At 42.1% G+C, this 13,684-nt stretch carries 12 protein-coding genes; 9 read left to right on the plus strand and 3 right to left on the minus strand.

Translation table 11 applies throughout. The annotated features are described in order from the left end of the window. Nucleotides 1-112 precede the first annotated feature (112 nt). Nucleotides 113-991 carry a L,D-transpeptidase family protein gene (locus ACRWQM_RS14870; RefSeq protein WP_404830064.1) on the plus strand — a complete coding sequence of 293 codons (879 nt, stop codon included), beginning with the start codon at nt 113-115 and terminating at the stop codon, nt 989-991. Nucleotides 992-1,144: 153 nt separating this feature from the next. On the opposite strand, the gene ACRWQM_RS14875 is transcribed toward ACRWQM_RS14870, so the two are convergent. Next, nucleotides 1,145-2,116 (minus strand): bactofilin family protein, encoded by a 972-nt coding sequence (locus ACRWQM_RS14875; protein WP_434930489.1) that lies wholly within the window; start codon nt 2,114-2,116, stop codon nt 1,145-1,147. A gap of 91 nt (nt 2,117-2,207) precedes the next feature. On the opposite strand from ACRWQM_RS14875, the gene zapE reads away from it, so the two are divergent. Next, nucleotides 2,208-3,398, plus strand: coding sequence for a cell division protein ZapE (zapE, locus tag ACRWQM_RS14880; protein WP_434930490.1), 1,191 nt, complete (start codon nt 2,208-2,210; stop codon nt 3,396-3,398). Nucleotide 3,399: 1 nt separating this feature from the next. On the opposite strand, the gene ACRWQM_RS14885 is transcribed toward zapE, so the two are convergent. After that, complete coding sequence (locus ACRWQM_RS14885; RefSeq protein WP_434928296.1) at nt 3,400-3,675, minus strand: DUF3081 family protein; 276 nt, start codon at nt 3,673-3,675, stop codon at nt 3,400-3,402. Nucleotides 3,676-3,852: 177 nt separating this feature from the next. Between ACRWQM_RS14885 and ACRWQM_RS14890 the strand changes: the two genes are divergently transcribed. Next, complete coding sequence (locus ACRWQM_RS14890) at nt 3,853-4,809, plus strand: sodium-dependent bicarbonate transport family permease (protein ID WP_434928295.1); 957 nt, start codon at nt 3,853-3,855, stop codon at nt 4,807-4,809. Nucleotides 4,810-4,948: 139 nt separating this feature from the next. Here ACRWQM_RS14890 and glnE read toward each other — a convergent pair whose 3' ends face one another. After that, the gene (gene glnE / locus ACRWQM_RS14895) at nt 4,949-7,801 is read right to left on the minus strand and encodes a bifunctional [glutamate--ammonia ligase]-adenylyl-L-tyrosine phosphorylase/[glutamate--ammonia-ligase] adenylyltransferase (RefSeq protein WP_434930491.1); all 2,853 of its coding nucleotides are present in this window, start codon (nt 7,799-7,801) and stop codon (nt 4,949-4,951) included. 362 nt (nt 7,802-8,163) lie between these two features. Between glnE and ACRWQM_RS14900 the strand changes: the two genes are divergently transcribed. The 6 genes from ACRWQM_RS14900 to ACRWQM_RS14925 all read left to right on the plus strand — a co-directional run bounded on the left by ACRWQM_RS14900 (nt 8,164) and on the right by ACRWQM_RS14925 (nt 13,676). Further along, the gene (locus ACRWQM_RS14900; protein ID WP_434930492.1) at nt 8,164-9,129 is read left to right on the plus strand and encodes a hypothetical protein; all 966 of its coding nucleotides are present in this window, start codon (nt 8,164-8,166) and stop codon (nt 9,127-9,129) included. Nucleotides 9,130-9,141: 12 nt separating this feature from the next. Next, nucleotides 9,142-10,041: a DUF350 domain-containing protein gene (locus tag ACRWQM_RS14905; RefSeq protein ID WP_226411127.1), complete on the plus strand. Its 900-nt coding sequence runs from the start codon at nt 9,142-9,144 to the stop codon at nt 10,039-10,041. A gap of 5 nt (nt 10,042-10,046) precedes the next feature. Beyond that, on the plus strand, nt 10,047-11,825 hold the full coding sequence (locus tag ACRWQM_RS14910; RefSeq protein WP_434930493.1) for a polyamine aminopropyltransferase: 1,779 nt from the start codon (nt 10,047-10,049) through the stop codon (nt 11,823-11,825). 77 nt (nt 11,826-11,902) lie between these two features. Beyond that, nucleotides 11,903-12,316 carry a YjfI family protein gene (locus ACRWQM_RS14915; RefSeq protein ID WP_226411131.1) on the plus strand — a complete coding sequence of 138 codons (414 nt, stop codon included), beginning with the start codon at nt 11,903-11,905 and terminating at the stop codon, nt 12,314-12,316. A 10-nt stretch (nt 12,317-12,326) separates the two neighbouring features. Further along, complete coding sequence (locus ACRWQM_RS14920) at nt 12,327-13,016, plus strand: PspA/IM30 family protein (protein WP_434930494.1); 690 nt, start codon at nt 12,327-12,329, stop codon at nt 13,014-13,016. Between the two features lie 6 nt (nt 13,017-13,022). Continuing rightward, nucleotides 13,023-13,676 (plus strand): hypothetical protein, encoded by a 654-nt coding sequence (locus tag ACRWQM_RS14925; protein WP_226411135.1) that lies wholly within the window; start codon nt 13,023-13,025, stop codon nt 13,674-13,676. Nucleotides 13,677-13,684: the final 8 nt, after the last annotated feature.

The raw sequence follows: 13,684 nt of genomic DNA on the forward strand, positions 1-13,684 counted from the left end.
TGACGATGCGCCCTGTTACAGCGTATCAGCTGCCACATAAAATAACCCTATTAAATAGGAATACCACAGCATTATGTTAAACCTTGTAAAATATGCCGTTTTTACTGCAACTATGGCAATAGTTAGCTTCAATAGTATTGCATTAGAATATCGTTTACCTGCCAAAGGCAGTTTATTAGTAGGTGAAAATCAACATTATGTGGTGCCCGAAGGTAAACTGACACTGGAAGATATTGCATCACAATTTCAATTAGGGTTAACCAATGTGTTAGAAGCAAACCCTGGTGTTGACCCATTTCTACCAACTCCAGGTAGCACTTTGGTGATCCCACATCAATTGATTTTACCTAATACCAAGCAGGAAGGCATAGTCATCAACGTGGCTGAAATGCGTTTGTATTACTATCCTAAAGGGACTAATACCGTTGAAGTATTACCTATTGGTATTGGCCAAATTGGTAGAGACACGCCAGAAAGCTGGGTAACAACGGTACAACGTAAGCGCGCAAATCCAACCTGGACGCCTACCGCTACAACCCGTAAAATCTATGAAGCCAAAGGTATAACCTTACCGGCTGTATGGCCAGCAGGCCCTGATAATCCTATGGGTTTATACGCCCTTTATATCGGTAACCTTTTCGCTATTCATGGCACCAATGCTACTTTTGGTATAGGCTTACGGATAAGCCAAGGCTGTATCCGCTTACGTCATGATGATATAGAGCATTTATTTAACACAGTTCCTGTGGGCACCCGAGTCGAGTTTGTTAATCAACCGGTTAAATACACCGCTGAACCTGATGGCAATCGTTATTTAGAAGTACATCAACCACTGTCTAAAACACAAAATGAATTTGAATCTAACGAGCCTGTAGCATTAACTTTCAATAAAGAAACGACTCGCTTTATTGCACACGCTGAAACAGATTCTTTTGTACTAAAACGCTTATTAGAGCAACGTACTGGTATTCCAACACGTATCAATCCTTAAATATCTGTGCGACTAAACTGCGTTATATAGCAAAGCTTGTGCTTAATCATAGAAAGTTTGTATAAAAAAGACCCATATTATATGGGTCTTTTTTTACTTTAATGAGATTTTCGCTACAACATAATTGCACCCAGCCACTTTGCTGCTAGTCAATTAGTCATCTGCTTGTGTCTTATTCACCGCATCAGTAATCGCGCTAACCTTAGCGGCTATCTTGTCTTCTTTGTCTTCAGTGCTTTTTGAATCTGCAACGGCTTTCACTACATCTGAGCTTTTTATGTTATCGGCTACTTGCTCGGTTGCCGCCATTGACTCTTTAGATAATGTATCTATATTGTCTGACATTAGTGCATTGGATGTTTCCATTGCCTGTAAATCCTCCATTGCCACATTAGGATCCGCTAACCCAGCATTGATAAGTTCTTCCTTCTGTTCAACAAAAAACTGTTCAGTTTGAACATCATTCAATAACTTAACGGCATTACGCTCGGTTATTGATTGTGCCGGTTCAGATGATGGGGTAAAAAGTGCAGGTTCAGAACTTACCTTTGGCGTTTGTGCAAACTGAGTTAATGCGCCAGATTGCCAGCCTAACAAAGCTGCGACAGCAACAGCACCAAAACCGAGTAAGACTTTATTGGAAGATGCCTTGGTTTTTTGATCTTTATTTAAGGACGCGCTAGTTGTTGTTTTGAGTGAGTTGGGGGCCACTATTTCAGTTTGACAATTATCGCTAGAGTTTGCTGGCTGAGAAATCTGACTAGTGTCACTATCACTTGATACAGGTAACACACCGGCATCAGGACCTTTTGTCCGCATACCAATAAATTGGCCACCATCATATATTTCCATATCGTGACTCGACACATCGGCCTCAACAACACCTGTGCTAATAATCACCAGTTTATTACAAAACAATTTGCCTTTTAGCGTGCCGCTTACACGTAACTCTTGGCAATATACCTCGCCATCTATTACCCCACAGGGCTCTATTTTAACTTCATCACTAGAACGAACTACGCCGGTAATTTTGCCCGCTATCAATGCAGGACCTTGAATGTCGATCTCACCCTTGAGCGACATATCCGCCCCAATGTAAGTTACACCCTTGCTTTTATTGTTCATTATTTTATCCTTTACAGATTAGGGGTGTTGCAAATTTACATCAAACTGAGCATAAACGCGACCCATGATAAAATTGAACTGAGTTATACTAATGCCGTTTATTCCTTTGAATCCCATTATGACATTATCGCCCCTTTCACAGTACCAGGCCCTAAGCCAAATAAGCTTACAGCCTGATGCCGCGCAATCTGTGGCTTTGCAAGCATTAGACTCGCTGTACTACCAATTGCGCTCTTCAGGTAATGACCATGATATAAAAGGGATTTATTTGTGGGGGGATGTCGGCCGCGGAAAAACGTTTTTGATGGATTTGTTTTATCAAAGCATCACTAATACACCCAAGTTACGTCTGCATTTTCATCGATTTATGGCCATGCTGCACCAGCGTCTAAATCAAACCACTGGCATTAGAGATCCGCTCACCCACATCGCCAAAGATATTGCACAACAATATCGTTTGATTTGCTTCGATGAGTTTTTTGTTGCCGATATTGGCGATGCGATTTTACTAGCACGCCTATTTGAGACATTATTTGCCGAGGGGGTAATATTAGTCGCCACCTCTAACATTACCATTAATGAGTTGTATAAAGGCGGCTTACAACGGGATCGCTTTTTACCCACTATTGAGTTACTGAAACACCATACCCAAGAAATTCACCTTAATGGTAGCGTCGATCATCGCTTGAGTGCCTATTCAGCTTGCGACCAGCAACATCATCTACAGTCAGGTACTGCATTACATAATCCTTTATTTACTTTGCCGTCCAAGCTCGATGCACTCAGTGTTTTTCACCTATTAAAGCACAATGCCGCTTTAGCAATTGATAAAAACAAGCCATTTAAGGCAAACATTATCTCTATTTGCCAGCGACCTATTCCGATCAAAAATGCCATAGACACTCTTGCTTGGTTTGAATTTGATGCACTATGCAATGGCCCTAGAAGTGCGCTGGACTATATCGAGTTAGCAGGACAATTTAAGGCAATTTTACTCAGTGAGGTGCCAGCATTAGGCGGTGAAATTCGAAGCTGGATTAAAGCACGAGGCACTGAAGATGGTGTTATCGCCACCAGCACCGGAGAAAGACAACTCGCCTATTCAATACAAGATGATCCAACTCGCCGCTTTATCAGCCTGGTGGATGAACTATATGATCAAAAAGTCTGCCTTATAATACATTCACATATCCCGCTTGAAAATCTATACCAAGGCGGTGCATTATCATTTGAGTTTAAACGTACCTATAGCAGATTAATTGAAATGCGCCGCTGGTTGTAAACTAATCGCGGGTAAATTTTTCTACATCACTAAAGCGCTTTAAAAAATTATCTAACGCTTCGTTATTAGGGTAATCAAACTGGTATTTATTATGAAAGAAAATATCTAACTTGACCTGCACATCGCTTAAGGTAATGGTGTAACCATCAAAACCTGTTAATGCGTTAATGCCGCATAAGTGATAGACCGATTCTGCAGTATCTGATGTTTTCTCACCATATTGGGTCACTTTATTAAAGACCCGTAAAGCCCTATGGATATCAATTTCGTTTTTCATAGCACTCTCTTCACGTTATCTAAGTCAGTTTAGCCATTGAATATAGCACTTCATTGATCGTAAACACCATATCGCAATTTCATTGATAAAACATTGCTATCAAATACGAATACAAGGCACAATCAGCCCATAAAATTATCGAATGAAATTTCATCCATAACGAGAACATAAGTTACTATGCCTGATATTGTCATTGCTTTTTTTGCCTTAGGTCTGCTTGCAGGATTAATTAAATCCGATCTTAAAGTCCCTAAAGCCACCTACGAAACCCTGACCATTTTACTGATGTTAACCCTTGGCTTAAAAGGCGGCATGGCATTACATGGTGAGACGCATAACCTACAAATAAGTGAACTGGTTGCCATTATTGCGCTGGGTTTTATTATCCCTCTCACTCTATACCCCATTTTACGTAAAGCGATACAACTCGAACAAAAAGAAGCCATCAGTATTGCTGCTCACTACGGCTCGGTTAGCGCTGGTACATTTGCGGTGGTATTAGCTATGGTAGATTATTCTGATTTACCTTTACGCCCTGAAACCACACTTTACTTAGTGCTATTAGAATTACCCGCCATTATTATTATGTTATGGCTGCACCGTCATTTAGAGGCTAAAAATAACCCTCAAATAACAACCGCTTCCCATGGCAGTGTTCTGCATGAAGCGCTGACTAGTCGCGGAGTGGTTTTACTGTGTGGTGGTGTGGTTATCGGCTGGCTTTATGGCACTGAAGGTATGGCGCCATTAACCCCCATTTTAATGGGTGGTTTTAAAACACTTTTAGCATTGTTCTTATTAGAAATGGGGATTAGCACAGCAAAAGTGTGCTTTCCACTGCCTTATAAACAATGGCGCTTACTGGCTTTTGCAGCAATAGCTCCTTTTGTTTTAGCCTGGGTAGGCATTGGCTTAGGCTTGATGCTAGATTTACCTTCAGGCAGTATTCTAGTGTTGGCAGGGTTAAGCGCCAGTGCTTCATATATAGCCGCACCTGCTGCAATTAAAGCGGCAATACCCGATGCCAATATTGGTTTAGCTATGCTGGCATCATTGGGAATAACCTTCCCTGTTAACGTGCTTATCGGCTTACCTTTGTATCAAATTTGGATTGAAAAATTAGTCGTGAGTTAATTACTGTCAACAACAGTTAAAAGCTATATAACAAAACAGGTTAACTTTATCTAAAGTTAACCTGTTTTAGTTCTAGCCATAACCAATACAGTATAAACACATTAATTAAGGAGTATTCTTCCCTATGAATGTGGCCTAACTAATATTTCATTTCAAGAATATGACGATAAATTTCAATCACTGTTTCCGTTCTATTTTTAACTAAATCGTTATCAATTTGGCTACCCATTTGTTGTAACGTGAGCTCATGATTGTGATCTCTTAGCCAGCAATAGGTTTGAGTTAAATGCTGCGCTTGCATTACTGGCATCAGTTCTAAATCGGCCAACACTTCAAAGATACGCACATTGTCTGACCATATGGTTAGCTCTTGGTATTGATGTGCATAAGCCAACACCATAAACTGGGCGATAAATTCGATATCAGCAATTCCACCCTCACTTTGTTTTAAGTTAAACATGCCAGCGCTTGCCTGCAACAAGTGATCTCGCATTTTGATACGCATATCCCTTACCGCGGTGGCCAGTTCATTTTTATCGCGCTGAATTTGTAATACTTGCGCCCTTAGTAAGCTAAAACGATGGGCTAACTCATGGTCGCCAAATACAAATCTCGAACGCACTAAGGCTTGATGCTCCCAAGTCCATGCATCTTGCATTTGATACTCACCAAAGCGTTCAATTTCACTCACTAACAATCCTGAGGATCCCGATGGACGTAGGCGCATGTCAACTTCATACAATTCACCTGAGGTGGTACGGGTCGCAAATAAATGTACTATGCGTTGAGCTAATTTTAAATAAAAATGACTGTTGTCTATCGGCCGTTCGCCATCAGTCGTCCCCGCAATGTTATTACCGTGTAAGAAGACTAAATCTAAATCTGAACCATACCCCAGCTCAATCCCACCTAATTTACCGTATCCAATAACCGCAAAACCCATCTCATTTGGAGAGGTTCCTTGAGGCACACCATGGCGTGCTGCAATTTGATGCCAAGCATGCAATACAACTTGCTCAATAATAGCTTCAGCCAAATAAGTGAGGTGGTCGCTCACTTGCATGACAGGTAATACTCCGGTGACATCTGCCGCGGCAATCTTTAGCTGTTGCGATAACTTAAACTGTCGCAAAGCTTCCATTTGCTGCTCCATATCATCTTCTGGTACACGCAGCAGATATTGTCGCAGCTCGCTTGGATAGTCATCAATAGAGGTAATATCATATAGTTGAGCGGGATCGATCAGTTCATCTAACAGCATTGGAAAGTTGGCTAACTCTTTAGCAATCCACGGACTGGCACAACATAAACTGACCAATTGTTGACGGGCGCCTGGATTTTCACATAACAATTCAAGATAAGTGGTGCGGGTTAATATTTTATCCAACACCTTAGATACCGGCTTAAATGCCAAACTGGGTTTAGTTTGAACCGTTAACTCTTCTAGCAATTTTGGCATTAACCGGTCTAGGGTTTCTCGACCTCGGGGGCCAATTGATCGCTTAGAAACGGTATTACGCCAGTCACTGAGAAGTGGCCATAATTCAGGGTCTTCAATTTGCTGTTCTTGCAATAAATTGTCAGCATGATCATCTTGCTGAATATTCCAAAACAAACTTGTCCAATGATCGCTATGTTCATGTGAATCACTGCCTCCCACGGTAGCATTAAAATGACCATGAATTTTTGCCATAGCCGCTTCAATATGAGTGCGTAAATCCGTTTCGTTGGTTAACCCCATGCTGTAACATAAACGTTCCCAGTCCAATGAGTTATTCGGTAATGTCTGGGTTTGCTTGTCATCAATAGCTTGCAGCAAGTTTTCAACTCTGCGCAATAAAATATAAGCATGTTTTAACTCATCAACAGCTAAGTATTCCAGTTGACCTAAACTGTATAAAATATCAATCGCGCCAAATAAGCTTTGCTGACGCAGTGAAGGTTCACGGCCACCACGAATTAACTGAAAACTTTGCACCACGAACTCCACTTCACGAATGCCACCAGCTCCGAGCTTAATGTTGTCGGTTAATTGGCGGCGACGCACTTCCTGGGCGATCATTTGCTTCATTTTTCGCAATGACTCAATCGCAGAAAAATCAATATAACGGCGATATACAAACGGACGTAATAAGCCGTGTAACTCGTCACAGTAAGCAGTCCAGGGGCCAAGTACTCTGGCTTTTACCATGGCGTAACGTTCCCAGTCGCGTCCTTGTTCCTGGTAATAATCTTCAAGGCCGGCAAAGCTGACCACTAAAGGCCCGCTTTCGCCATAGGGACGCAGACGCATATCAACTCGGAACACAAAACCATCGGCGGTGACTTGATCAAGCAGGTTAACTAGCTTCTGTCCCATACGAATAAAAAACTGCTGATTAGCTATCGCACGACGGCCGCCCACTGTTTCGCCATGTTCAGGAAAGGTGAATATTAAATCGATATCAGAAGAGAAATTAAGCTCTCGGCCACCTAATTTACCCATACCGAGAATCAATAAAGGCTGCGGTTTACCCTCAGCATCGGTAGGTGTGCCCAGTTGTTGGCAAGTATCTCTATAAAGCCAGTCTCTTGCCGCAATCACTAATGCTTCGGCTAACGCAGACAAATCAACTAAAGAGTCTTCTAGTTTTGCGTAATTAGCAAAATCTCGCCATGCCAGTCGTACCATTTGCTTATTACGAAATAGACGCAACGCCGACTTAACTTGCTCTTCAGTAGTGAGCGCTGTCAGGATTTGATCCAGTTCTTTACCAAAGTCAGCCCGCACCACTTCATCGAGCAAACCGTTAAAAAGCTGAGGTATCCATTGAGGATTACGGCATAACTGATCAGCAATATAATCACTTAGTCCTAATACAGTGCGCAGCTCGGTTTGCTGAACATTAGTCAGCGCCTTAGCCTCAGGCCAGAGGTCGACTAATCTTAACCAGTAACTTTCTGCTACTTGCTGTATTTGTGCAGATAATACCTTGTTACTTTGAGATGGCATGGCGATAATTATCCTTTGTTCAAATTCTCTGTTAGACATAATATGTCAAGAATGTTATATCTTGAACCTGAAGTTTTTTTTATTTTTAACTCAAAAACAAGAGATGAGTGACCGAGTTAATATGACTTAGAATATAAACTGTCATCTTAAGCATTTACGTAATTTTGTTTTCAAAGGTAATTTGGGCACCAACAACGAGCCTATTACGACTGAATTCTGTACTGTGAGCAGAACAAATAACGCTTTAAGTGCTTTTACTATTTGGAGTTAAGGTTAATATACTCAAGATACTATACCCTGTACTATACGCACATTAAAAATTGTGCCCTATGCACATGAATTTTATAACACTTGGAGAAAACATGGCTGGCAAGTTTCCCCGTGTATTCACGTTTTTCATCATGCTTTTTATTGGCCTAAATCTTACGGGCTGCGGTGATGATCGACCTGAGCAAATCGCAAAATATCAACAATTAACCACACAGCGTTTAGCGCAACTAAAAAGCGGTCTTGAAACTGGTCAATTACGCAATGCAACCTTGTTAAAGCAATACAGTGAATTGCTCACTAGGCAAAGTCCTGATCTTGCGCCATTAATCAGTGAGCTGGCATTAGATGCCACCACCCTTGGGCCTATGTACCAATCTTTGCTGCGTCGCAATGCTGACTTGGCGAATGCGGCTAATTTTATTGACTTAGACCAGCAACTGGCTGAAGCGGAAAACGTCTACCAAGCCACTGACACCAGCTTGTATAACGATATGTTGTCAGACCCGGTTAACGTGGTTGCCGATTTATCTCAAGGTAAATTAGCTCGAGTAAATTCTATTAGCCGTGAAGCGGCGGCGTTAGCCAATGGCAGTGAAGATTTTGGTCCAGGCAGTCAATTGGTAGGTAATCCGTCTTATGGCAGTTGGCAATCGAACTCAAGCGGTACATCGTTTTGGGCTTGGTATGGCATGTATGCGATGTTCTCTAATGTTTTCCAACGCCCTATTCGTTATGACAATTGGTCAAGCCGCCGTGGTTATAGCTACTACAATGATGTCGGCCGCTATCGCTACACCTCTCCTCAGCAAGCAACCTCGCAGGCTAAAACCTATGAGCAAACCAAAAAAAGCTTCGCCAGCCAAGGTAAAAAGTTTGATAGCCCATACGCTAAACCTCGTACAGGATCGACCAGCTTATCTCGTCAAAGTACTAGTGCCCCTAAAGCCAGTAGTACAACCCGTACAGCAAGCAATAAGTTTCGTTCAAACTATTCAAAAACGAGTAGTTTCCGTAATTCAAGTAGCCGCACCACTCGCGGCATTAGTCGTGGCAAATAGGTAGGACTGACAATGACATTTCTTCAACAATATGGCATCACAGAGCCACTACTCATTATTCTTGCGATTGATTTAACTATCGCAGTTATCTTATTAGCCTTAATGCGTTATTTGCAGGGCTGGTCAATTAAGGTTAATAGCACCCAAGAACTCGCAGTACGCGATAATTTTGCCTTTGGTATTAGCACTGCTGGCGCAGTCGCAGCTTTAGGTATTGTGCTAACAGGCGCAATAACCGGAGAAGCGGCAATATCATATACCACCGAAGCCATCGGCATGACCGCGTACGGTTTTTTCGGGCTAGTACTGATTAAGCTAGGGCGTTATCTCCATGACAAAATTGCCTTAAATGAATTTAATAAAAGTGATGAAATACTTAAGGGTAATGTATCAGTTGCTATAGTAGATGCTGCGGCAGCTATCGCAACGGCGATTATAATTCGCGCCGTATTAATGTGGGTAGAAGACATCACTATCGACACTTTCATTGCCATTTTCAGCGCGTTTTTAGTGTCACAATTAATCTTAGTTATTTTAACTCGCTTGCGTGAAAGCCGTTATGCCAAACGTAATCAAGATGCCTCAATGCAACAAGCGTTAAAACAAGGACAAACAGCTCTCGCGATACGTCACAGCGGTTATATGATTGCGATGGCACTTAGCTTTAATGCCGCCAGCCACTTTATTCTATACATTCCAACCGCCTATGTGGGTAATCTTATCGGCTGGTTAATTTTCTCTTTTGTGATGCTAGTGCTGATGAGTTTGGTCATCATGCTAGTCAAGAAGTTAGTCCTGGCTGGTATTAACTTAGCCGAAGAAGTCGAAAAACAACACAACATCGGTATTGCCGCGGTTGAAATGGCAATCAGCATTGCTGTTGCCCTAATCTTAACGGCATTAATGGCTTAACAACTATGTCTAACACTTTGCTTGAAACACAAACACCTCAATCAACAGCGGAGGATTTCAAGCAAAGTGATGCTGCCTCTCCAACTTTACCTATAAATAAACGTATCACCTGGTTTGATGATGCCTTACTGCTGGGCATTATGGCACTACTTGCCGGTTGTGGTTTAATCTATGAGTACCTACTTTCACACTATGCTGGAAGAATATTAGGCGCGTTAGAAGCCGCTATTTACACCATGATCGGCTTAATGATTGTCTCTATGGGAGTTGGCGCATTTGCCGCACGTAAAATCAAATGTGCTTTCACCGGTTTTGCCATTTTAGAACTAAGTGTCGCCTTGTGTGGCTCGTTCGCCATCATCATTACCGCGGCAGTTATTGGCTTTGGGCAACAACTGCCATTGGCTATTGCCAGTAACTTAGGTTTGCCACCAGATCAACTGCCAAACGGTGGCTTTATTGCCACATTACAGTCGCTAAGTGAATACCTTCCCTATGTTTGGGGAGTGATATTAGGCCTGATGATTGGTATGGAAATCCCGCTGATCGCCAGGGTCAGGCAGTCGCTTTCGGAAGCGCATTTACTCCATAATGCGGGGACGATTTACGGTGCGGATTACGTAGGTGCAGGGATTGGTGCTGCTATTTGGGTATTCTTTATGTTATCGATAGATATCCAACTTGCAGCCGCACTCACCGCCAGTGTAAACCTGATTGCTGGCGCTATTTTCATTTGGCGCTTTTGGCATAATATCAACCATGTCAAATGGCTACTTGTCGGGCATATCATTGCTAGCGTCTGCATTGGACTATTGGCAACCAAAGGGCCACAGTGGGAACAACACTTCAATAATTTGTTATACAAAGATAAAGTTGTATATGCAAAATCAACCCGTTTTCAACAGCTCACTTTTACCGAGCGGTTACGAGGTAATGGATTAGCCCCAGTTTATAATTTGTATATCAACGGCCGACTACAGTTCTCCAGTAGTGATGAGCACATTTACCATAACTTCTTGGTTCACCCGACCTTGGCAGCCAGTGCACGACATGACAATGTGTTAATTATTGGTGGCGGCGATGGTCTAGGTCTAAAACAAGTACTTGCTTGGGAACCTAAAACAGTCACCCTAATAGATTTAGATAAAGACTTAGTCAGCTTATTTAAGTCACCTCCCGATGACATGCCAGCTTTTTTAAGCAAAGCAATGCTGGAATTGAACGGCAATAGTTTAAATGACCCCAGATTGACACTTATCAATGATGATGCCTTTAATGGGGTAGATAGCTTAATTGCGCAAGGTCAACACTTTGATGCCATCATTGTTGACTTACCAGACCCTAGTCACCCTGATTTAAATAAACTTTATTCCGATTTATTCTATCGTAAGCTAAATGAGCTACTCAGTGCCGATGGTATTATCACCGTACAATCAACCTCACCTTATCATGCCCCTAAAGCCTTTATCTCTATTGGCAAAACCCTAGCGTCTGCAGGCTTTAAGGTCGACCAGTTCCACCATAATGTCCCCAGCTTTGGCGAATGGGGCTGGAGCATTGGCAGTAAACAAGGTTTATCACCTAAACATAGGTTGGCGGCACTTCCTCAACTGCCTATTCAAAGCGACTGGCTCACCTTAGGCTTAGTCAACGGAGCATTCGAATTTCCTGGCAATTACTATGCTGAACAACAAGATGTCAAAATCAACCACATTGGCTCATTACAGCTTTACCATTATCATTTAGCTGCATGGTCTGAAAATGAAGTGATGAATCTTTTTTAATGGACACGATAGCACTTGACATATTATGTCTTGATGCTATCTTTAACGCAGACATAATATGTCATATAAGGACAACTATGAACATCCACACTATTGCTAACCACTTAAATGGTCTTTGTGACAAAAGCCGTACCGGTTTTCAATTTGATTGTTACCCAATTGACGGGGAAGTAGAAGTGCTCCAAGTCAACGTTGTTGGCCGAGAAGAAATTCCGGTTTTTGTCTCAGTGACTGACAACCAAATATTGTGCATCAGTTACTTATGGGGCGAAGATGAAGTCAATCAATCACGCCGCGCAGAAATGTTTGAGACCATGTTAGAGCTCAACATTCCAATGCCACTATCTTCATTCGCAAAAATCGATGATAAATATGTGGTTTACGGTGCATTATCAGTCGAGTCCAGTATGGAAGAGATTGAGCAAGAATTAGCAGTACTTTCAGACAACTGTTTGGAAGTGATCGATGAACTCTCAGAGTTTTTGAATTAAGGAGTCAATTATGGGCATTTTAAATAAAATCCTAACCGCATTTCGTGGCGGCGCGACAGAAGTTGGTCAAAGCATTGTTGACGCTAACTCAACACGTATTTTTGAACAAGAAATTCGTGATGCAGAAAAACATTTAACTAACGCCAAGCGTGAATTAACTGACGTTATGGCGAAAGAAATGCAAGCCAATCGTGAGGTTGATCGTTTGAAGCGCAGTGTTGTTGAGCATGAAGGTTATGTCACTCAAGCGCTTGATAAAGGTAATGAAGCTTTAGCAATTGAAATTGCAGAAAAAATCGCTCAACTTGACCAAGAGTTATCTGAGCAACAAACTGCCAATGATAGCTTTAGCTCGCATGCTGTTCGCCTTAAAGATTTGGTTAAGAAAACTGAACGCCAGTTATCTGATTACCAACGTCAATTAAGCATGGTAAAAACCACTGAAAGCGTGCAAAAAGCCACTGCGACCATCACAGACTCATTCGCCTCAAGCAATTCAAAACTGCTTAACGCTAAAGATTCTTTAGAGCGCATCAAAGCTCGTCAACAGCAGTTTGATGACCGCCTAAAAGCGTCTGAAACATTAGCGGAAGAAAACAGCGACAAGTCATTACACGCCAAACTAGCAGAAGCTGGCATTGGTGAGCAAAAGTCGAGTGCTAATGCAGTACTTGATCGTATTAAAGCACGTAAAGGCTAATTGATTATGGGATTTTTAAGCGGCCTATTCGGCAAAAAAGAAGCCCCTAAGCGCCAGCTTGACCATCCCAATAAGCTGCTCAAGGGTGATATGTTAACCCTTGATGACAGCTTTGCGTTGCCCGCGCAATTGCGCGGACAGCAGCTAAAGGTTGAAGCTATCCACACTTACGAATATGAACGTTCGCAGCAATGTGAATACTTATTACGTGGTCACAGTGGCAGCCCAATTTTTATGTCATACGTGGTGGAAGACGAAGCCTATTTAAGTTTTTCTATTAAAGTGAATCGCGACACAGTTGATAAGCTTTTTGACTTAGATGCTTTTGCTGAAATTTTTGAAGAACCAGGCAAAGCGACTCTAACCTTACAAACGCTATCAGCTGACACAGCTGAAGAGTTTGGTCAGTGGCTGTCCGACGATTATCATCAAGTGGAATTTGCCGGTTTTGGTTATTTTCACCGTGAAGATTACCGTGGTCAAAAACCTCCACAGGATGAAAATGGTGCCCGCGGCGAAGCATTTGAAAGTTACTCACTCATTAATAACCAAGACACTCACGCGCTTGATATTGAAGTTTATGAAGGTGGCGACACTGAGGTCATGTTGACCTTATATCGCCCGTTAACGGATATCCGCGAATACTGGCCTGCAAGCTAATCTAGGAG

Source organism: Shewanella sp. HL-SH5, assembly GCF_051163755.1.
Lineage (GTDB): Bacteria > Pseudomonadota > Gammaproteobacteria > Enterobacterales > Shewanellaceae > Shewanella > Shewanella glacialimarina.

Bases quoted from the DNA above. Each gene is read 5' to 3' on its own strand.
- ACRWQM_RS14870 (WP_404830064.1), top strand. From the start codon at position 113: ATGGCAATAGTTAGCTTCAATAGTATTGCATTAGAATATCGTTTACCT.
- ACRWQM_RS14875 (WP_434930489.1), bottom strand. From the start codon at position 2,116: ATGAACAATAAAAGCAAGGGTGTAACTTACATTGGGGCGGATATGTCG.
- zapE (WP_434930490.1), top strand. From the start codon at position 2,208: ATGCCGTTTATTCCTTTGAATCCCATTATGACATTATCGCCCCTTTCA.
- ACRWQM_RS14885 (WP_434928296.1), bottom strand. From the start codon at position 3,675: ATGAAAAACGAAATTGATATCCATAGGGCTTTACGGGTCTTTAATAAA.
- ACRWQM_RS14890 (WP_434928295.1), top strand. From the start codon at position 3,853: ATGCCTGATATTGTCATTGCTTTTTTTGCCTTAGGTCTGCTTGCAGGA.
- glnE (WP_434930491.1), bottom strand. From the start codon at position 7,801: ATGCCATCTCAAAGTAACAAGGTATTATCTGCACAAATACAGCAAGTA.
- ACRWQM_RS14900 (WP_434930492.1), top strand. From the start codon at position 8,164: ATGGCTGGCAAGTTTCCCCGTGTATTCACGTTTTTCATCATGCTTTTT.
- ACRWQM_RS14905 (WP_226411127.1), top strand. From the start codon at position 9,142: ATGACATTTCTTCAACAATATGGCATCACAGAGCCACTACTCATTATT.
- ACRWQM_RS14910 (WP_434930493.1), top strand. From the start codon at position 10,047: ATGTCTAACACTTTGCTTGAAACACAAACACCTCAATCAACAGCGGAG.
- ACRWQM_RS14915 (WP_226411131.1), top strand. From the start codon at position 11,903: ATGAACATCCACACTATTGCTAACCACTTAAATGGTCTTTGTGACAAA.
- ACRWQM_RS14920 (WP_434930494.1), top strand. From the start codon at position 12,327: ATGGGCATTTTAAATAAAATCCTAACCGCATTTCGTGGCGGCGCGACA.
- ACRWQM_RS14925 (WP_226411135.1), top strand. From the start codon at position 13,023: ATGGGATTTTTAAGCGGCCTATTCGGCAAAAAAGAAGCCCCTAAGCGC.